Genomic DNA, 19,615 nt, shown 5'->3' with positions numbered 1-19,615 from the left:
CGGCGACGACCGGTGACCACGGCCAGACGGCCCGGTCGTGCCGGGCCGGTCGACGGCGGGCGGTCACCGGGTCCGCAGTCCCGGCCGGCCCCGGCCGCCGCGCCCGGGACCGACGGCCGGCTCGCCCGTGAACTGCTGGACGGGCTCGCCGAGGCGGTCGTCACCACCGACCCCGCCGGGGTGGTGACGCTGGTCAACGCGATGGCCGCCGACCTGCTCCCCGAGGTGGTCGCCGGGGCGGAGCTGGCGCTGTGCCCGGTCCCGGCGCTGGGCCGGGCCGTCCGGGCGGGCGTGGACGCCTTCGACACCGAACACCACGGCCGACGGCTGCGCGGCTCCCGGCGACGCCTGGCCGGCGGCGGACACGCCTGGTACGTCCGGGACGTCACCGAGGAGCAGGCCCGTACCGACGCGTTGCTCGCGGAGCGGTCCCGGACCGCCTTCCTCGCCCAGGCCGGCAGCCGGCTCGGCGTCTCGCTGCACCGGGAGCAGACGCTCCGGACCGCGGTGACCCTGCCGGTGCCGTACCTGGCCGACGCCGCGCTGGTCGTCCACCTCCCGCCCCCGCCCGCCGACGACGCGTCGCACTGGATCCGGTACGCCGACGGCGACCCCGCCCCGGCCAGCGGTACCGGCTCGGGGCAGTTCCCCGGCGGGGTGCCGGGGCTCGCCGAGGCGCTCGACGGCGAGGTGGGCGAGCCCGGCCCGGGGCTGGACGCGGAGTTGGCCGACCTGGCCGCGCTGCTGCCCGCCACCTTCGGCCGGCCGGGCGCCGTCCTGGTCAGCCCGATGACCGGGGCCGGTGGGCCGGCCGGCGCGCTGGTGCTGCTGCGCCGGGTCGGCCGGGCCGGCTTCGACGCCCGCGAGGTCGAGCTGGCCCGGGAGTTCGCCGCCCGCGCGGGGGCGGCCCTGGCCACCGCCGACCTGTACGGGGAGCAGACCCACCTGGCCCGGGTCCTGCAACACAGCCTCCTCCCGCCGGAGCTGCCCACCGTCCCCGGGCTCGCCCTGGCCAGCGGGTACCGGGCGGCCGGGGACAGCCTGCGCATCGGCGGCGACTTCTACGACGTGTTCCGGACCGAGGGCGGCGCGATGTTCGCCCTCGGCGACGTCTGCGGCAAGGGCGTCGGCGCGGCCGTGCTCACCGGCCGGGTCCGCCAGTCGTTGCAGACCCTGCGGCTGGTCGAGCAGCGCCCGCTGGCGCTGATGGAGCTGCTCAACCGGGCGCTGTTCGACACGCCGGACGCCGCCCGGCGCAGCCAGTTCACCACCCTGCTGCTGGGCACGGTGAGCCGGGGGCCGGGCGACGAAACCCGGGTCCGGATCGCCGGGGGCGGCCATCCGGCCCCGCTGGTCCTGCGCCCCGACGGCACCGTCACACCGGTCCGGGTCGGCGGGATGCCGATCGGCGCCCTGGCCACCGCCCGGTTCGCCGAGGCCGAGTTCGTGCTCGCCCCGGGTGAGCTGCTGGTCGCCTACACCGACGGGGTGACGGAGGCGCGCGGCGGTCCCCGGGACGGGGAGATGTTCGGCGAGACCCGGCTGCGCCAGGCGCTGGAAGCCAGCGCCGGGCTCCCGCCGGCCGCCGTGGTCGACCGGCTGCTCCAACTCGTCGACGAGTGGCTGGACGGGCAGAGCCACGACGACATCGCCGTGCTGGCCCTGCGCGCGACCCCCCGCTGACCGCCGGGACCCCGGGGTCGGGCCGGGGTGGCAGGCGGGTGGGCCGCCGTCCGGACGGACCGGTGCGGTCAGGCGGTACGGGCCACCGCGCCGCCGGACGGCGGGCCGGGGCGGGACGCGGGCGCGGGGCCGGGCAGCAGGCGGGTCGGTTGCGGGGGCACGGTGGGGCCACCGGCCTGCGGCGCGGGCCAGGAGTCCCGCCCACTGCCGGATCGCCACCGGTCCGGGCCGGCCTCCCGGCTCCGCCGCTCCCCCCGTAGCCCGTCCGGCGGCTCCACCGGCCCGGTGGGCGGGACGCCCTGCGGCTCGACGGCCGGCTCGGCGCGCCCGTGCCGGGTGGAAGCGGCGTCGAGGGGCGGTGCCGGGTCGGCGGGCGGCGTCGCGTCGGGGGCGTCGGGCGGCCCCGGCTGGGCCCGGCCCACCTCGTCGAACTCGGTGATGCCCCGCAGCAGCGCCTGCCGCCCGGCGGCGCTCATCCCGGCCAGCACCTCGGTCAGCCGCTGCCGGCGGTCCGCCTGCAACTCGGCCAGCAGGCGACGTGCCTGCGGGGTCAGGTGCAGCGAGATCTCCCGCCGGTCGACCCGGCCCGGCTCGCGCTCCAGCATGCCGGCGGCCTCCAGCCGGTCGCAGAGCCGGCTGGCCGACGACAGGAGCATGTTCAGCTCGGCCGCGAGCCGGCGGAGGTTGATCCCGTCGCGCCGGTCCACCACCACCACGGCCCGCAACTGCGCGCTGGAGAGCCGGTGGGTGGTCCGTTCCCGGGCCGCCTCCCAGACAGCCAGCAGGGTGCCCGCCGCGTCGTCCAACGCGGCAGCCATACTCGCTTCTGGTCCGATCGGACCATGCTGCTGTTCGGCCATGGTGCGCACGAGGTTACCCCGCCGCCCCTGGTCACCGGCCAACTGAGAAGGACTGAGACGATGAGCGCAGCGGAGGAGCGGGCCCGCCGGAGCCTGATCGAGGCCCCGGCCGATCTGCTCGTCGACCGGCTCTCGGAGGAGCTGACCCGGTCGTACGGGATCACCTCGGCGGAGCTGTTCCAGGTCGACTACCGCCTGGCCGAGCTGCTGCCGCTGGGCGAGGAGGAGACGGGGATCACCAGCCCCGGGCACCCGGCCTGGCGCTGCTTCGACCACCAGGAGCCGGTGCTGGCGGACGGGGTCGGCTGGTTCCCGGTCGGCATGCGCGGGGAGCGCCGGGGGGTGCTGCGGCTGGCCCCGGTCCCCGAGGACCCGGCCCTCGTCGCCGAGCTGGCCGGCATCGCCACCGCCCTCGGGCACGAGGTGACCGCCGTCTCGGCGGGCACCGACGTCTACCGGGCGTCCCGCCGCAGCCGCCGGCTCACCCTCGCCGCCGAGATGCAGTGGGACCTGCTGCCGGCCCGCAGCCGGGTCCGTCCCTCGTTCAGCCTGGCCGGGCAGCTTGAGCCGGCGTACGCGGTCAAGGGCGACAGCTTCGACTGGTCCGACGACGGGCACCGGGTCTGGCTGTCGACCATCAACGGCGGTGGGGAGGGGGTCGCCGCCTCGCTGCTCACCTCGCTGGCCACCCACGCGCTGCGCAACGCCCGCCGGGGCGGGCTCGCCCTGGCCGACCAGGCCGCCCTGGCCGACCAGGCGGTGTACGCGCTGCACCGGGGCGAGCAGCACCTCTCCGCCCTGCTGCTGGAGCTGGACCTGCGCTCCGGGGTGCTGACCGCCGTCGACGCCGGCTCCCCCCGCCTGGTGCTGCTGCGCGACGGCGAGGTCCACGACTGGCCGCTGGAGAAGCAGTTCCCGCTCGGCATGTTCGAGGGCACGGACTACCGGGAGCAGCGCTTCGAGCTGCGCCGGGGCGACCGGCTCTTCGTGGTCAGCGACGGTGTGGTCGAGGCCGTCGGCCAGCAGGCCCGCTACGGCGACGCGGCGCTGGACCGGTTCCTGCGCCGGACCGTCCCGCTGCCGCCGCTGGACGCGGTCCGGTCCCTGATCGGGGACCTGCGGGCGTTCGTCGCCGGGGACCTGGTCGACGACGCCGTGGTGGTCTGCCTGGACTGGACCGGCCCCGGCTCCTGACCGGCCGGGGCGGGCCCGCCGGGGCGCCGGCACACCCCGACGGGGTCAGTAGGCGCCGCGTCCGTTGACCACCGCGCCGACCGTCTTCCACAGGATGGTCAGGTCGGCGGCGAGCGACCAGTTCTCCACGTAGTAGAGGTCGAGCCGGATGCCGTCCTCCCAGCTCAGGTCGGACCGCCCGCTGACCTGCCAGAGGCCGGTCATGCCGGGCTTGACCAGCAGCCGCCGGGCGACGTCTCCGTCGTACCGGGCCACCTCGGAGGGCAGCGGCGGCCGGGGGCCCACCAGGCTCATCTGGCCGAACAGCACGTTGACGAGCTGGGGCAGCTCGTCCAGGGACCACTTGCGCAGCAGCCGGCCGATCCGGGTCACCCGGGGGTCGTCGCGCATCTTGAACAGCAGCCCGTCCGTCTCGTTGCGGGCGGCCAGCTCGGCCAGCAGCGCGTCGGCGTTCACCACCATGGTGCGGAACTTGTACACGCCGAACTCCCGGCCGCCCTGGCCGACCCGGACCTGCCGGAACAGCACCGGCCCCCGGCTGTTCAGCTTGATCGCCAGCGCGATCACCAGCAGCAGCGGCAGGAGCAGCAGCAGGGCGACCACGGCGGCGGCCCGGTCGACGAAGCCCTTGACGAGCTTGCGGGCCCCCCGGAACTCCGGTGCCTCCACGTGGATCAGCGGCAGGCCGGCGACCGGCCGGGTGTGGATCCGGGGGCCCGCGACGTCGGTGAGCGCGGGCGCGAGCACCAGGTCGACGCCGGTACCCTCCAGTTGCCAGCCGAGCCGGCGCAGCCGGGTCGCGGTCAGCTCGCCGGAGGCGGTGACCGCGACGGTGTCCGCGCCGATCGCGGTGGCCGCCTCCGGGATCCCCCGGAACGACCCGACCACCGGCACGTCGCCGAGCCGCTGCGCGACGGGGGCCAGCAGCGCGTCCGGGATGCAGGCGCCGACCACGTGGTACCCGGCGTACGGTTCGCGGCGGAGGGTGTGCACCAGTTCCAGCACGTGCGCGGTGTCCCCGACCACCAGCACCCGGCGGGACCAGCCGGCCCCCCGGATCCGCGCCCGGTGCAGCCGCTTGCGGGCCGCGAAGCGGGCCAGTTCCAGCCCGACGATGCCCAGGGCGAACGAGATGGCCAGGAAACCCCGGGAGACACCCAGGTCGAAGACGTACCCGAGGATGGCGATCGTGCCGGCCAGCCGGAGGCTGGCGCTGCTGACCCGGCGGTACTCGTCCGCGCCGTACCCGATCACCCGGTCGTCGTAGCAGCGCATCGCCTTGAGCGAGACCAGCCAGCCCAGCACCAGGCCGGGCGCGACCAGGACGTACGGGATCTCCGAGCCGCGCGGTTCGGCGTCACCGAAGCGGGCCAGGTACGCCGCGAGCACGGCGAGCGCCACGACGGCGGTGTCCAGCACCACCAGCCCCTGGACGTACGCCCGCTGGTCGGCACGGGCCAGCGGGGCGGACGGGTCGGTGCCCGGTCGCGTCGACGTGCTACCAGGGGTCAACAGGGTCGCCGTGGCCACCGGCCCTCCCACATCGCTCGGTGCTGGCTCCGGCGGCTGCTGCCGGTCCATGGTGGACCCGTGCCGGAGGCACTCCGACATCGTGCCCTGACAATGATGCTCGCCGATCGCTTCCGACGCATTACCGTCAGTTTCCCCCCGGTCGACGGAGTCGGCACGGGACGGCCGTACCGGTGCGCCGGTACGACGGGCCGGTGGGATCTCCATGGTCCGTGGAGGCGTTCAGCGGGGTGCGGTCGGACGCAGGGCGATGGCCTTCAGGAAGATCTCACCGATCCTGGTGGGATCCTCGGTGACGAAGGCACCACCGCCGGTGACCTTGGTGATCGACTCCAGCTCCGTCCGGCTCACCTCGCTGCCGATGCCGATGATGACCACCTGGATCGGGCGCTCCGGATCGGCGATCCGCTTCAGCTCGGACAGCAGCCGCGCCTGCGAGATCCCGTTCGCGTCCTCGTTCTTGCCGTCGGTGAAGAGCACCACGGAGTTGACCCGGCCCGGCTCCCAGCCCTCCTGCACGGCCCGGTACGCGGCGAGCACCGTGTCGTACAGGCCGGTGTCGCCGTTCGACGGCCGGACGGTGCCCAGCCCCTGCTCCAACCGCCCCCGCTGGGTGGACAACGGACCGATCTCGACGACCTCGTTCCAGTCCCGGTCACCGACCAGGTTGGTGGAGAAGGTCCACAGCCCGATCGACCAGGAGTCGTCGAACAGCCCCAGGCCCCGCCGCGCCGCCTCCACCGTGACCTGTGCCCGGGTGGCGTTGTTGGCGCTCGGGACCTCCCGCTTCATGGAGCCGGAGACGTCGATGACGCAGAGCATCCGGCCGGACTGGGTGGCGATCGACCAGCCGGTGACCGCGTTCTCGATCGCCGCCGGGTCCAGCCCGCCCGCGGCGGTGCCGCCGCCGGCCGGTGACCCGCCGTCGGCGCCCCCGGCCGGGCTCGGCGCCCCCACCGGGGGCTCGAACCCGTCGCCCCAGTTGCCGTCCGGGCCGCGCAGGGCCCGCGTCGCCAGCTTGTTGCGGAAGTCGGCCGTGGTGAGCACCTCGAACAGCACCCGTGCGGCGGACGCCTTGGCCGGCTCGATGCCGGGCAGCACCGCGTACGGGTAGTCCAGCGGCATCGGCGCCGGCTCCAGGTAGATCGCGGCCAGCGGCACCGGCGGCTGCTCCCGGTTGTACGCCATCACGTCCTCCTCGGAGAGGGCGGCGGCGGCGAGGCCGCTGGCGATGGTCGCCGGGTCGTTGGCGCGCGGGAACCGCGCGAGCAGGTCGCCCCGCAGCGCCGAACGGCCGGTGGCCAGCGCCCGCAGCGCGCCGGTGGTGGCCGACCTGGCGTCCTCCCCGGCACCGCTGGCGGCGGCCGTCAGCGAGAGCAGCCCGGAGAGCCCGGCGGCGTCCCGGGTCGGCTCGACGATCCCGGTGCGCAACGGCTTGCTGCTGGTCACCTGGCCCAGCAGGTCCGACCAGGTGAGCTTCTTCTCCGGCCAGCCGAGCCGGCTGGAGGCGACCGGTTCCGGCACGGCGAGGACCACCGGGCTGCGCGCGATGGAGGCGTTGTTGTCCGGGGCGAACGCGGTGGCCCCACCGTTGCGCAGCAGCAGCAACCAGGTGGAGGAGTCGGGTACCCAGACGTCCGGGGCGACCGCGGTGCCGCTGGCCTGGCCGATCCCGGCCAGGGTGGCCCCGTGCTTGCCGGCCACCACCGCCGCCACGTCGGCCGGGTCGGAGGCGGAGACCTTGACGTCGATGCAGGTGCCACCGACGGCGGCGCCGTCGGTCATCCACTGGGTCGCGGCCTCCTCGACGGCCGGCGCGAGCTCCGGGGCCGCCGCCACCGCGAGTTCCACCCGTCCCGAGCAGCCGGGCTGGGCGAGCTGTTGGTAACCGAACCACGCACCGGTCACGACGACGACAAGCGCCGTCGCGGAAGCGACGGCGCCTGCTCCGCGGAACCCTGTTCGCATGCGATGGCGGCCTGACACGAGACCAATCTTGCGGATCAGGGCTCCCGACTGCCATGTCCGTTCGGACGAAAGTTACTCAGGAGAAATAGTTGACCTCTATTTATCTACGCAGCGTAACCACAGTACGCCGTGGTGTCGCCGGGTTCCCCGCCCCCGTCCGACCGGCCCGTTCGACCGGCCGTTCGACCCGCCGGCCACCCCTCAGGGCAGGACACACGTGGGGCTCGCCACCGGCACCGGTTCACCCACGGCGGCCGGCACCCCGGTCGTCGGGTCCACCCGCAACACCCGGACCATGTCCGCGCGCTGGTCGGCGACGTACAGATGTTCGCCGATGCGGGCGAAGTGCCGGGGCCACTCGCCGCCGGTGTCCACCTCGGCCACGAGCTGCGGCAGCTCCGGCTCCAGCGCGAAGACCGCGATCGTGCCCACTCCCCGGTTGGCGACGTAGAGGAAACGACCGTCCGGGCCGACCGCGACCTCCGACGGCTGCACGTGCCCCGGCCGTTCGCTGGCGTCGACGCGCCCCCGCTGGTGCAGCGCGCCGTCGGCGGTCAGGTCGTACGCGGTCACCGTGGCGTCCAGCTCGCCGACCAGGTAACAGCGCCGCCCGTCGGGGTGGCGGGCCAGGTGCCGGGGGCCGGAGCCGGGCGAGGTGCGTACCCGGGGGGCGCGGGGCACCAGGCGACCCGAGGCGGCGTCCAGGTCGTACCGGTAGACCGCGTCGGTGCCGAGGTCCACGGCGAGCAGCGGGCCGGGGCCCGACGCCGGGGAGACCATGTGGGCGTGCGCGTGTTCCTGCCGCTGCGGGTCCGGGCCGCGCCCCTCGTGCCGGACCAGGTCGCTGCGCGTACCGGGCACCCCCTCGTCGTCGAGCGGGAAGACCGCCACGCTCCCCCCGCCGTAGTTGGCGACGAGCAGGTGAGCGCCGTCCGGGGTGACCGCGACGTGACACGGCTCGGCGCCGCCCGTCTGCCGGGTCACCAGCGCGGTCAGGTCACCGTCCGGGCCGACGGTGAAGGCGCTGACCGTCCCCTCGGTCAGCTCGTTCACCGCGTACAGCACCGGCCGGTCGGGGTGCCGGGTGAGGAACGACGGCGACGGGGTGACCGCCACCGTGCCCAGCGGGGTCAGCTCACCGGTCGTCGGGTCACGACGGGCGGCCACGATGCCGGTGGCCTGCCCGCCCCCCTCGGCCGTGTAGCCACCGACGTGGACGATCGAGTCCCGTTCCGTCACCAGATCCACCTTCCGCCGGAGCCACTGTCGATCAAACCACTGGGTGCCCGCTACGGCGGCCGATCAGTCCACGTTCCGGCGAATTTCCCGACCGGCCGCCCGGGGAGCAGCGGGACGTCACCCGCCCGGCCGCCTCAGGCCACCGGGACCGGCTCGCCCCGCTGCCGGGCCACGTGCTCGACCAGGGAGATCAGCACCAGCTTGGCGGACTGCCGGTCCCGGGCGTCGCAGAGCAGCATCGGCACGTCGTCGTCGAGGTCGAGCGCCTGCCGGACCGAGTCGAGGCTGAACCGGCGGGACCCGTCGAAGCAGTTCACGCCGACCACGAACGGGATGCCCCGCTGCTCGAAGTAGTCGATCGACGGGAAGCAGTCGGCCAACCGCCGGGTGTCGGCGAGCACCACCGCGCCGAGCGCCCCGAAGGCCAGCTCGTCCCAGAGGAACCAGAACCGGTCCTGGCCGGGGGTGCCGAACAGGTACACCTGGAGGTCCTCGTTGATGGTGATCCGGCCGAAGTCCATCGCCACCGTCGTGGTGGACTTCCCCTCCACCCCGGAGAGGTCGTCGGTGCCGATGCCGGCCCCGGTCAGCACCTCCTCGGTCTGCAACGGTCGGACCTCGCTCAACGCGCTCACCAGCGTCGTCTTGCCGGCTCCGAACCCGCCGGCGATCAGGATCTTCAGGGCCAACGGCACCCGCGGCCCGCCCCGATCAGAGCGCACGAAGTCCACTGACCACCGCCTTGAGGATGTTGTCGTCGGGAAGGAACGGACCGCGCGGCGGCTCGTGCACCGACACGAGCCCACCGGCGAGCAGGTCGCCGAGGAGCACCCGGACCACGCCCAACGCGAGGTCCAGCCGCGCCGCCAGCTCCGCCACCGGGACCGGACGCCGGGCCAGCTCGACCAGCCGCCGGTGTTCCGGATGCAGTCGCGGATGGCCGTCGAGGTCCGCAGCGGGATCGGCGAGCACGAACGCCACCAGGTCGAACCCCTCGACCGCCGGCCGCACCCGGCCGCCGGTGAGAGTGTACGGGCGCACGACCGGTCCGGCGTCGGCGTCCAGCCACTCGTGCTGCGTGTCGGGGTACTCAGCCCGCATCGTCGGTCCCGGACGCCTGTCTGGCCGGCGCGCTGAGGTTCTCGCCCACCCGGGTCACCAGCATCGCCATCTCGTACGCGACCAGGCCGATGTCCGCGTCGGCGTCGCTGACCACGGCGAGGCAGGCCCCCTGCCCGGCGGCCGTGACGAAGAGGTACGCCGACTCCATCTCCACCACCGTCTGCCGGACCGGCCCGGCGGCGAGGTGCCGGCTCGCGCCCTTGGCCAGGCTGGAGAAGCCGGAGGCCATGGCGCACAGGTGCTCGGCGTCGGTGCGGTCGAGGTCGGCGGAGGAGCCGAGCAGCAGCCCGTCCGCCGACAGCACCACCGCCTGGCGGGCGGCCGGCACCCGTTCGACCAGCTCGTCGAGGAGCCAGTCGAGATCAGCGCTCTGCTTCGTCGTCGGTTGCACCACTAGGCGTCCCTCTCTGTCACGGTCGGGGATTCGGGACCGCCGCCGCCGACGGGCGGAGACGGAGGTGGCGGGGCACCCGGTCCCGGTTCGGTGGGGGTGGCGGACACCCCGGGGCCGGCGGGGCCGGGGGCGGCGGTCGGCGTACCCGCGTTCGGGGGCACGGCCGGGGCGGGGGCGGCCGGGGCCGGGCCGGCGGTCGGCGCGTCCGGGCCGGGGGCGGCGGAGCCGGCCTGCCGACCCCGGGCGGTGCCGGCCTGCAGCGCCGACATGACCCGGCGCACCTCCTCCGGGGACCGGGGGGTCGGCGTCTCACCGCCCGGCTGCCGGGGACGGGCGGCCGGGCCCCGACGCCGGACCCGGCGCGGCAGGCCGTCGGTCTCCGGGGACAACTCGACCGTGCCGACCCGTTCCCCGGCGAGCGGGACCACCGGCGCCGAGGTGACCGGCCGTTCCCGGGTGACCCGGTTGCCCCGGGGACGCGGCTGGGCGGGCAGCCGGGTCACCCGGGCCATCCGGCCCTGGTCCGGCGCGGCGGGCGCGGGCGGCTCGGTGGTGATCAGGTCGGCCGGGACGAGCACGGTCGCGGAGACCCCGCCGTGCGTCGAGGGGCTCAGGTGTACCCGGATGCCGTGCCGGCCGGCGAGCCGGGCCACCACGAACAGCCCGAGCCGGGCGCTCTCGGCGGGGTCGAAGTCGGGCGGGGTGGCCAGCCGTCGGTTCGCCTCCGCCAGGGCCGCAGCCGACATCCCCAGCCCCCGGTCGACCACCTCGATGGCGTACCCGTCCCGGGCGCGCCGGCCGCTGACCTCGACCCGGGTGTGCGGCGGGGAGAACGCGGTGGCGTTCTCGATCAGCTCGGCGAGCAGGTGGATCACGTCCCCGACCGCCCGGCCCACCGTGGCGGCCGGCTCCAGCACGGTCACGTCGACCCGGTCGTAGGACTCGACCTCGCTGGTGGCGCCCCGGACCAGGTCGACCATGGCCACCGGGTTGCGCCAGCCCCGGCCGGGCGCCGCCCCGGCGAGGATGACCAGGTCCTCGGCGTGCCGCCGGAGCCGGGCGGCCAGGTGGTCGACGCGGAACAGCTCGGCCAGCTCGTCCGGGTCCTCGGCCCGCCGTTCCAGCCGGTCCAGCACGGCCAACTGCCGGTGTACCAGCCCCTGGCTGCGCCGGGCGATGTTGAGGAAGACCTCGTTGAGGCCACGCCGCAGGGTGACCTCGTCCACCGCCGCCTTGACGGCGGTCCGCCGTACCTCGTTGAACGCCCGGCCCACCTCGCCGATCTCGTCCCGGCCGTACTCCAGCGGGGGAGCCTCCCGGGCGACGTCGACGTCCTCGCCGCGGCGCAGCCGCCGCAGCACGTCGGGCAGCCGGCGGTCGGCCATCTCCTGCGCCGCGTCGCGGACCGTGGTGAGCCGCTGCACCAGCGAACGGCCCACCCGCAGCGCCACCAGCGCGGAGATCACCACGGCGAGCAGCCCGAGCAGGCCCGCCCCGCCGAGCCGGAGCAGGATGCCGATGGCGACCGGCACCGACCGGTCGGCCATCGCGTCGGACTGGGTCAGCTCGAAGTCCCGCATGAGCTGCTGGACGGCGTCGTGGCTGGCCCGCCAGTCGGCAAGGTCCACCGGGGGACGCCCGGTGCGACCGGCGGCGACCAGGTCGTCCTGCATCTCCTGGAGCCGGCGGGCCTCGTCGCGCTCGGTCAGCCGCCGGTAGGCGGTGCGGTCCGCCGAGGGCAGTTCGGCCACCGCGCCCTCGATGAGGAAGCGCTGGTTGCCGATGGTCTGTACGAGTCGGGTGTGTTCCCCCTCGGCGTACCGGCCGGCGGTCGCCGCACCGGCCACCAGCGCGTCGGTCTGGGCGAGCAGTTCCCGGGACCGGCCGAGGTCGGTGAGCGCCCCGACCTGCCGGTTGAGGTCCGCGTCCGGCAGCGTGGCCAGCGCCCCGAAGGCCTGGAAGGCCGAGGTGACCATTCCGGTGTAGAGGCCGAACGCGCCGGCCCGGTCGACGTCCCGCCGCTCGATGAAGCCCCGGCCGGCGGGCAGCGCGTCCAACGTGCCGAGCAGCTCGTCGAGGCGGGCGTCGAGCAGGTCGTTGGTGGCGCCGCGGAGGGACTCCCCGGCGAGCCGCTGGCGCAGGTCGGCGACGGCCACGTCGGTCCGCTCCCACTGCCGCCGCAGCGGCGACGTCGAGCCGGTACCGGCCAGGTGGACCATCGAGAGCCGGCGTTCGTTCTGCAACTCGGCGACCACCCGCTCACCGGGACGACCGAACTCGTCGAGCAGGGTCCGGGCGTCGAGCAGGTCGCTGGCCGGGCCGACGGTGAGCGTGGTCGCGAAGATCCACAGTGCCACCAGTGCGGCAACGGGGGTGACGACCAGCGCGGCCAGTTTGGCGCGGATCGGCCAGTCACGCGTGTTCATCGCAACCTCGCCCGGACAGGTGACGGAAGAGGCACCCGACCAGCGGCGGACCCGGCCACGGTGCCGGGCACCGGCACGGGCACCTTGGGCAGGATACGTAATCGAGGGCGGATGCACTACCGGCTGTGGCTGCACCGGTCACCGGCCGGCAACCTCCACAAGGGACAACTGGGACGACCGGACACCCGGTACGGCGCTCGATGCGGCGGCCTCGATCAGTTCGTTGCCGGCGCGGAATCCCCGTCGATGCCCCGCCCGGACCGCCCCCGACCGGCGGCACCGGAGGGCTCGACGTCCGGCGCACGGTCCGCTTTCCCGATCCGGCCGACGTCTCTGCTCGGTCCCGCCGGCGTTCTTGCTCGGTCCCGCCGGCTTCCTTGCTCGGTCCCGCCGGCTTCCTTGCTCGATCCGGCCGGCGTCGGCCCGCCCGTTTTCTGGATCCGGTCAGCTCTCGCCGGTCGCCGCCGCGGTGCGCCCTGCGCGTTTCGGCCCGAAGCCGGCCCTTTTGCGGCAACCTCCGAGGAAAGTACCCCGGATCGGGATTGGCGATCACCGGCAGCAGGGAATACCAGGAGGTGAAGGAGGAGCCATGACGTCCACGCAGGTAATCGTGTTGGTGCTCGTCGTGCTGGTGCTCGCGGCCGTGGCCGCGGCAGTGGTGGTCGCCGGTCGACGGCGCGCGCTACGCCAGCGGTTCGGCCCGGAGTACGACCGGGTGGTCGCGGAACGGAACAGTCGCAGCGCCGCCGAGCGGGAGCTGCGGGACCGGGAGCGCCGGCACGCCGAACTCACCCTGACCCCACTCACGCCCGAGTCCCGGGCCCGGTACACGGCGGCCTGGGAGGAACTCCAGGTCCGTTTCGTCGACTCGCCGGCCGAGACCGTCGGCGACGCCCACCAGTTGGTCACCCGGCTCGTCGCGGAACGCGGCTACCCCACCGGTGACGTCGAGGACCAGATCGCCCATCTCTCCGTCGAGCACGCCCGGACGCTGAGCCACTACCGGGACGCCCACGAGATCCACCTGCGCAACGAGCGCGGCGAGTCCGACACCGAGGAGCTGCGCCAGGCCGTCGTGCACTACCGGGCCCTCTTCGCCGACCTGCTCGGCACGGAACCGGTCGAGCCCCGGACGGCGCAGCAGCGCCACACCGAGACGGCCACGCCCGGGACGCCCCAGCCGCGTCACGCCGAGCCGACCACGCCCGGGACGCCGGACCAGCGACCGGTCGAGCCGACCGCGCAGCGGGCCCCGGAGCAGCGCCGGGAGGAGCCGCACCAGGCGGCGCGCCGGCCGGAGCAGCAGACCCCGCAGGACGTACCGACCCGTTGAGGAGGCCAGCCGCGATGCGCCAGGACGAGCAGCAGGTGAACAAGGACCAGCCCGAGGCCGTACGGTCCGCGCCGGTATCGGTGGAGAAGACGACGAACGGCAGCTACCGCGCCGGCCGCACCGACGTACCCGAGGACGCGCTGGAGGACCGGGGCACCTTCGACGACCCGACGGTCGCCGGTGAGCGGGTCGACGGGGGCGCTGCCGACGGCAGCCGGCACCGAAGCGCCACCGACCGGGACGATGCCGGGCGGGACGGCCGGCCCGAGTTCCACGAGCCGGGGCCGGTGCCGACCGCCTTCGGCGCGACCACCGTGGGCGGGGCCGTGGCCGCCTCGGCGCTGGCCGGCGGTCGTCCCGAGGACGAGCGGGACCCCCGGGGCGAGGACACCGCCCAGCCGGGCGACGGCGCCCCGGGCCGGACCGACCGGTTCGACGCCGAACGAGCCGACCCGACCGCCGCCGACCGCCTGCACCGCGCCGACGCCAGCGGTCGCGCCGGCTCGACCGGTCACCCGGGCCGGCACGCCGACCCCGCTGACCGGCGCGACGACACCGTCCCGGTCACCACCATCCCGGGCGGGCCGGACCGGACGACCGACCGGACCGGGCCGGGCGACGCCGCCACGGGCAGCACCGGGTACGGCCGGCCCGCGCCGACGATGGTCGACCCCGACGCCGACGGCGGCTCCGGGCTGGGCGACGCCGACCAGCCGGCCGGGAACGTGCCGGTGGACGCGGCCCGACTCTTCGATCCGGGTACCGCGCAGGGCTTCCGGGACCGCTGGCGCGACGTCCAGCTCCGCTTCGTGGACGACCCCAAGGCCGCCGCGGGCCAGGCGCAGTCCCTGGTCGACGAGGCGATCCAGGCGCTCGCCGCCGCCCTCGCCGCGCAGAAGGAGAAGCTGGGGAGCTGGCAGGAGAGCGGGTCGGACGACACCGAGCAGCTCCGGGTGGCGGTCCGGCACTACCGCGACTTCCTGGACCGGGTCCTCGGCCGCTGACCCCGCCCGACCCGGCGACGCTCTGACGCGACGACGCCCCGGCCACCCCGGCCGGGGCGTCGTCGCCTGTCCGGCGCGCCCCAGCCCTCGCCCCACCCTCGCCCGGCTTTCGGCCTCGCCCGCCCTCACCGGCCGGGCCGGCCGGTGAGAAGGGTTCCCTTCTCTACCGGAGGCGTTAACAAGGGGCCCTTCCTTCCCCGCGACCCGGCATGGTGGCCGTCGGAGGGGGTACGCGAGTGGGACGAGGGTACGCGCCTGGGGACAGGAGGGCAGCAATCATGACGCAACGGGATCAGGGCCGCCGGCCGCTGGAGGAGAGCCCCGAGGTGGCCGCCGCGGTGGACGACGAGAGCACCGTGCCGCAGTTGCGTACCGGCGGCGGCGTCGACCGGGACAGCCCACGGTTCGCCGGCCCCGGTGAGCCGGTCGACGCCGGCCCGGCCACCGACGACCTGCTCGGCGACCCGTACGGGGCCGGCACCGGAGCCGGTGGGGACAACATCCGGACCGGTGGCGAGCAGCCCTGGGAACCGGAGGACCTGGTGGCGGCGCGGGGCCAGGACCGTACCCCGGAGAACCTGGAACGCGCCCGCCGTGACCTGGCCGAGCAGGGGTCGGCGGCGGTGGAGCGGACGGTCCCCTGAGTCGGGCCCTGCGGGGCTGGTGCCGGCCGCCGAGCTGCGCCGGGCCGCTGATCTGTCCCGGCCGCTGAGGCACGTCGGCCCCTGAGCCGCGCCGCCCCGCGTCCCCCGGCTCCTGAGGCGGGCCGGGGGACGCGGGGCGGAAGAGGGGTGGGTCCCCGACCCGACCGGTGCCGGTCGGGTCGGGGACCCTGGGGGAACCTGCCGCTCGGTGCCTCACTACCGGAAGCGGCGGGTAGGCGTGTCCGTCAGCTCAGCTGAGCGGCGGGTACGCGTTCTGCATGAGCTGGGTGAACTGCGCGGGGAACCAGGCGCCCGAGATCGGGGCGTCGCCCAGGGCACCGCTCATGCTGTTGCCGTTACGGGCGTTACCGGTGTAGGTCGGGTCGCACATCCGGTCGAAGCCCTTGCCGTCGGTGTTCGGGATCTCCCGGCTGGAGCCGTCCGACTCACCCGGGGGCTTCACCCAGACGTAGGCGTCGATGCCCGGCTCGGGGGCGGCCGTCGGCCGCTCGCCGAGGCCCGCACCGGCCTGGTTGCACCAGTTACCGGCGTGGATCCGCCGGTCCACCCGGCCGCCGTTGACGTAGGCGTCGACGCTGGTGGTCGGGCCCGCGCCGGTGGGCCGGGCGGCGCCGCCCCAGCCGTTGCGGGAGGTGTCGATCAGCATGCCGATGTTGGCGTCGAAGCCGACCCGGACCAGCTCGTTACGGAAGGCCTGGGCGAAGGTCAGCTCGTCGTTGTACTGGTTCCAGTCGATCCACTTCGACTGCCGGACCGTCTGGCCGTTCACCGAGTCGGTGATCTTGACGTACGGCTCCTTCAGAGCCGAGTAGTTCGCCGTGTTGACGATGAACCCGTGCACGTGGGCCGCGGTGGCCCCGGAGGCGCGGGAGGCGTCACGCAGGATGTTGGCGGTGGGGGTGAAGTTGCTGTCCCAGCCGATCCAGCCGTGGTGCGCGGCGTCGATGTAGTTGTAGACGTTCGGGATCGAGCCGAGCTGCGCCAGGGCGTAGCCGACACCGTTGACGTAGGCACCGTTGGCCTTCACGGTGTCGCACATCGCGGTGCCGCCCGGGTTGCCGGAGGTGTTGGTCACCAGGTTCGGCAGCGAGTCGATCTCGATGATGTTGATGATCCGCAGGTTGCGGTACTTCGCGTCGGCCTGGATCGCCCGGATCGGGTCGATGTACTGGGCCTTGTACTTGGGCAGCTCGTCCGCCTTCAGCTCACCGTTGGAGGCGAGGGCGGCGCAGTCGCGGCCGGGGAGGTTGTAGATGACGAACTGGATGTAGTCCACACCCTGCCGCAGGGCCTCGTCCAGGTGGTCACGCACGCCCATCGGGCCGTTGGACTGGCTGTTGTCGGTACCCTCGATCGCCGCGATCCGGTCGATCCAGACGGCGGTGGAGGTGTTGGAGATCCGGTTGCCGCCCGGGACGGACTCGGCCTTGGCCTTCCACTCCGGGTTCACGTAACCCCGGGCGTTCAGGTAGGGGTTGTCCACGCGGGGACCGCCCACCGGCGGGGTGGTCGGCGGCGTGGTGGGGGGCGTCGTCGGCGGAGTCGTCGGCGGCGTGGTGGGGGGCGTGGTGGGGGGCGTCGTCGGCGGGGTCGTCGGCGGCGTGGTGGGCGTGGTGCCACCGTTGCAGACCGTCCCGTTCAGGGTGAACGAGGTCGGCTTCGGGTTGCTGCCACTCCACGAGCCGTTGAAGCCGAAGCTGGTCGAGGCGCCGCTGGCCAGCGAGCCGTTGTACGACAGGTTCCGGGCCGTGACCTGGCTGCCGCTCTGGCTGATCTCGGCGGACCAGCCCTGCACCACGCGCTGGCTGCTGTTCGGGAACGTCCAGCCCAGCGTCCAGCCGTTGACCGCGTCACCGATGTTCCTGATGGTGACGTTGGCGGTGAAGCCACCCTGCCAGTCGTTGGTCGTCCAGGTGACGTCGCACTGCGTCGCGGCGTGCGCCGCGGTGACCGGAAGGGTCACCAGTCCGCCCGCGACCAGGGCCCCCGCGCCGGCGAGCGCGAGCGCCCGGCGCTGGCCGGACAGCCTTCTCCACACATTCATGCCTGTGTTCTCCTTGGGCGAGACCGGGTCCACGATCGACCCAGCGGTACGGCCCCGGGGGACGCCCTGGAGGACGGCCATCGGTGCCACGGGATTTTCGGGGGGTGCCCGACCCGGACGGGCTGGTGGTGGTGTCACGGCCGACGCGACGGTCGGCCGGCGGCGGAGTGTCGTACCGGCGAACCGGCTGCCCTCGACATCTGCCTTCGCGGTGTGGCTCCCCGAACCGCGTGCAGCGATTCTTGCATGGGAGCGCTTCCATGGCAACGGCTCGATTAATTATCTCCCACCGAACCAGCACGACCGAAACCTGGCCGTCACGATTCGCCACCACAATGAAACTCTAAGAAGATTCATATGATTTATTCATATTGACCCTCGACGTCCAGTTTACGCCTTACGGTGACCTTCAGTGACTGCGAAGGACGTTCAGCCACTCCGCGCCCGGTCTGGGGCGGCCGTGTCATCCGTGAAAGGCAGGAAACTCGATGTCGACGTTGCACAGGAGCCACGACGGCCGGGGCCAGCCCCGGGCCCGGACCAGGCGGCGACGGCTGCTGGCCGGCGGGCTGGTGGCGGGCAGCCTGGTGGCCGGGGCGACCGGCCTGACCGGGGTGGCCGGCCCGCCCGGCGGACCCGACCTGTTCGGCCCGGTGCTCGCCGGGTCATCCTCGGTCGCGCTCAACCCTGGAGCCGTCCGGGCCACCGGCGCACCCGGCGACGGGGACACCGACCGCGCGGAGCCGTCCCGGCCGAGCCGGCCCACCACGCAGGGTGACCGGCCGGCCGGGGTCACGCTGGACGTGCCGTGCGACCCGGCCCGGCTCATCGCCGCGCTCGTGCACCTCGACGCGCAGGGTGGCGGCGTGCTGCGCCTCGCCTCGTCGTGCACCTACGTGCTGACCGAGGCCGCCGCCGACGACGACCGCTTCGACGGTGGGGTGCGCGACGCCCGGGAGACCGCCGACCGGCTGGAGAACGGCGAGAACACCACCAACACCGACAAGAGCCGGGCGGAGATCCGCCGGGAGAACAGCTCCGGCCTGCCGGTCGTCTACCACCCGATCGAGATCCGGGGCGCGGGCGCGACCATCGCCCGGGACCCGAACGCGGCCGAGTTCCGCTTCTTCACCGTCCGCGACGGGGGCGAGCTGAAGCTGAGCGACGTCACCCTCCGCAACGGCCGCTCGGTCGCCGAGGGCGGCAGCGTGCAGGTCGTGCACGGCGGCAGCGCGGTGCTCGACGGCGTGACGGTCACCGACAGCGTCTCCTTCTCGGCGGAGGGCGGTGGCGGGGCGGTCTTCAACGACGGCAACCTGGTCGTCACCGACAGCACCTTCACCCGCAACGTCGCCGCCGCCAAGACCGGCCGGGGCGGTGCCCTGCTCAACGGGGGCGTCCTCACCGTCACCGGCTCGACCTTCGCCGACAACCGCGCCGCCTCGACCGGCGGCGGGTTCGCCAACTTCCGGGGTGCCGCCGAGATCGGCGACAGCACCTTCCGCCAGAACCAGGCGGCGCAGGGCGGCGGCATCGCCAGTTTCTCGGCCCGTACCCGGGTCTGGGACACCGAGGTCGTCGGGAACACCGCCGAGGTCGGCGGCGGGGTCGCCAACGGCGACGCGACGCTCGCGCTGCGCGGGATGACCGTCCGCGACAACATCGCCACCCGCAACGGCGGCGGCATCTCGGCCGTCAAGGGCCTGCTCACCCTGGACGAGAGCGTGGTCCGGGCCAACGTGGCGCACGGCAACGGCGGCGGGCTGTACGTCGAGCAGTCCAACGTGCCCGTACGCCGTACCGAGGTGAGCGGGAACGGCGCCGTCGGGGCGATCTCCGTCGGCGGCGGCATCCACGCCACGACCGGCCAGGTCAGCCTCTTCGCCAGCCAGGTGACCGGGAACCGGGCGGTCCGCGCCCCGGGCGGGGTCCACGCGAACAAACTGCGGGCGGCCGTCGACGACGAGAGCGTCATCGCCCGCAACCAGCCCACCAACTGCGAGGGCAGTCCCACCTCGGTCGGTAGTTGCTTCCGCTGACGCGAGACCCGGACAGGTCCGGCCCGGCCGGGGCGATCGAGTCGAGACCCCCCGGCCGGGCCGGACCGGCGCACCTGATGGGCAAGGCCCGCGTACGGCGCTGCAGCGGCGGGT

14 protein-coding genes and 1 pseudogene are annotated in these 19,615 nt (G+C 74.5%); 6 read left to right on the top strand and 9 right to left on the bottom strand.

The window, feature by feature from the left end; genetic code table 11:
- Window positions 1-12 precede the first annotated feature (12 nt).
- Entirely contained in the window at window positions 13-1,683 is a 1,671-nt protein-coding gene (locus ACQUFX_RS32115) for a PP2C family protein-serine/threonine phosphatase (RefSeq protein ID WP_428963870.1), read from the top strand.
- 68 nt (window positions 1,684-1,751) lie between these two features.
- Here the strand turns inward: ACQUFX_RS32115 and ACQUFX_RS32110 are convergent, their stop codons facing one another.
- Window positions 1,752-2,501, bottom strand: coding sequence for a MarR family winged helix-turn-helix transcriptional regulator (locus ACQUFX_RS32110; protein ID WP_428963869.1), 750 nt, complete (start codon window positions 2,499-2,501; stop codon window positions 1,752-1,754).
- Window positions 2,502-2,603: 102 nt separating this feature from the next.
- On the opposite strand from ACQUFX_RS32110, the gene ACQUFX_RS32105 reads away from it, so the two are divergent.
- Window positions 2,604-3,737: a PP2C family protein-serine/threonine phosphatase gene (locus tag ACQUFX_RS32105; protein ID WP_428963868.1), complete on the top strand. Its 1,134-nt coding sequence runs from the start codon at window positions 2,604-2,606 to the stop codon at window positions 3,735-3,737.
- A gap of 45 nt (window positions 3,738-3,782) precedes the next feature.
- On the opposite strand, the gene ACQUFX_RS32100 is transcribed toward ACQUFX_RS32105, so the two are convergent.
- From ACQUFX_RS32100 to ACQUFX_RS32070, 7 genes are all read right to left on the bottom strand, one after another.
- Window positions 3,783-5,267, bottom strand: coding sequence for a sugar transferase (locus ACQUFX_RS32100; RefSeq protein WP_428963867.1), 1,485 nt, complete (start codon window positions 5,265-5,267; stop codon window positions 3,783-3,785).
- Window positions 5,268-5,489: 222 nt separating this feature from the next.
- Window positions 5,490-7,235 carry a substrate-binding domain-containing protein gene (locus tag ACQUFX_RS32095; RefSeq protein ID WP_428963866.1) on the bottom strand — a complete coding sequence of 582 codons (1,746 nt, stop codon included), beginning with the start codon at window positions 7,233-7,235 and terminating at the stop codon, window positions 5,490-5,492.
- A 201-nt stretch (window positions 7,236-7,436) separates the two neighbouring features.
- A complete protein-coding gene (locus tag ACQUFX_RS32090; RefSeq protein ID WP_428963865.1) occupies window positions 7,437-8,474 on the bottom strand; it encodes a lactonase family protein in 1,038 nt (345 codons plus the stop codon).
- A 134-nt stretch (window positions 8,475-8,608) separates the two neighbouring features.
- Window positions 8,609-9,205 (bottom strand): GTP-binding protein, encoded by a 597-nt coding sequence (locus ACQUFX_RS32085; protein ID WP_067373732.1) that lies wholly within the window; start codon window positions 9,203-9,205, stop codon window positions 8,609-8,611.
- Window positions 9,186-9,575: a DUF742 domain-containing protein gene (locus tag ACQUFX_RS32080; RefSeq protein ID WP_067373727.1), complete on the bottom strand. Its 390-nt coding sequence runs from the start codon at window positions 9,573-9,575 to the stop codon at window positions 9,186-9,188. Before ACQUFX_RS32080 ends, ACQUFX_RS32085 begins: the two co-directional genes overlap by 20 nt.
- Window positions 9,565-9,987 carry a roadblock/LC7 domain-containing protein gene (locus ACQUFX_RS32075; RefSeq protein WP_428963864.1) on the bottom strand — a complete coding sequence of 141 codons (423 nt, stop codon included), beginning with the start codon at window positions 9,985-9,987 and terminating at the stop codon, window positions 9,565-9,567. Before ACQUFX_RS32075 ends, ACQUFX_RS32080 begins: the two co-directional genes overlap by 11 nt.
- A gap of 2 nt (window positions 9,988-9,989) precedes the next feature.
- Complete coding sequence (locus ACQUFX_RS32070; protein WP_428963863.1) at window positions 9,990-12,416, bottom strand: sensor histidine kinase; 2,427 nt, start codon at window positions 12,414-12,416, stop codon at window positions 9,990-9,992.
- 589 nt (window positions 12,417-13,005) lie between these two features.
- On the opposite strand from ACQUFX_RS32070, the pseudogene ACQUFX_RS32065 reads away from it, so the two are divergent.
- The 3 genes and pseudogenes from ACQUFX_RS32065 to ACQUFX_RS32055 all read left to right on the top strand — a co-directional run.
- A pseudogene (locus tag ACQUFX_RS32065) lies at window positions 13,006-13,572 on the top strand (hypothetical protein); the annotation flags it as partial.
- Between the two features lie 191 nt (window positions 13,573-13,763).
- Window positions 13,764-14,753 carry a hypothetical protein gene (locus tag ACQUFX_RS32060; protein WP_428963862.1) on the top strand — a complete coding sequence of 330 codons (990 nt, stop codon included), beginning with the start codon at window positions 13,764-13,766 and terminating at the stop codon, window positions 14,751-14,753.
- 278 nt (window positions 14,754-15,031) lie between these two features.
- The gene (locus tag ACQUFX_RS32055; protein ID WP_428963861.1) at window positions 15,032-15,397 is read left to right on the top strand and encodes a hypothetical protein; all 366 of its coding nucleotides are present in this window, start codon (window positions 15,032-15,034) and stop codon (window positions 15,395-15,397) included.
- A gap of 250 nt (window positions 15,398-15,647) precedes the next feature.
- Here ACQUFX_RS32055 and ACQUFX_RS32050 read toward each other — a convergent pair whose 3' ends face one another.
- Window positions 15,648-17,462 (bottom strand): glycoside hydrolase family 6 protein, encoded by a 1,815-nt coding sequence (locus ACQUFX_RS32050; RefSeq protein ID WP_428963860.1) that lies wholly within the window; start codon window positions 17,460-17,462, stop codon window positions 15,648-15,650.
- Window positions 17,463-17,950: 488 nt separating this feature from the next.
- Here ACQUFX_RS32050 and ACQUFX_RS32045 point away from each other — a divergent pair, with 488 nt between their 5' ends.
- Window positions 17,951-19,501, top strand: coding sequence for a right-handed parallel beta-helix repeat-containing protein (locus tag ACQUFX_RS32045; RefSeq protein ID WP_428963859.1), 1,551 nt, complete (start codon window positions 17,951-17,953; stop codon window positions 19,499-19,501).
- Window positions 19,502-19,615: the final 114 nt, after the last annotated feature.

The organism is Micromonospora fluostatini (assembly GCF_050410825.1).
GTDB lineage: Bacteria > Actinomycetota > Actinomycetes > Mycobacteriales > Micromonosporaceae > Micromonospora > Micromonospora rosaria.
This window is presented reverse-complemented; position numbering and strand designations above follow the sequence as displayed.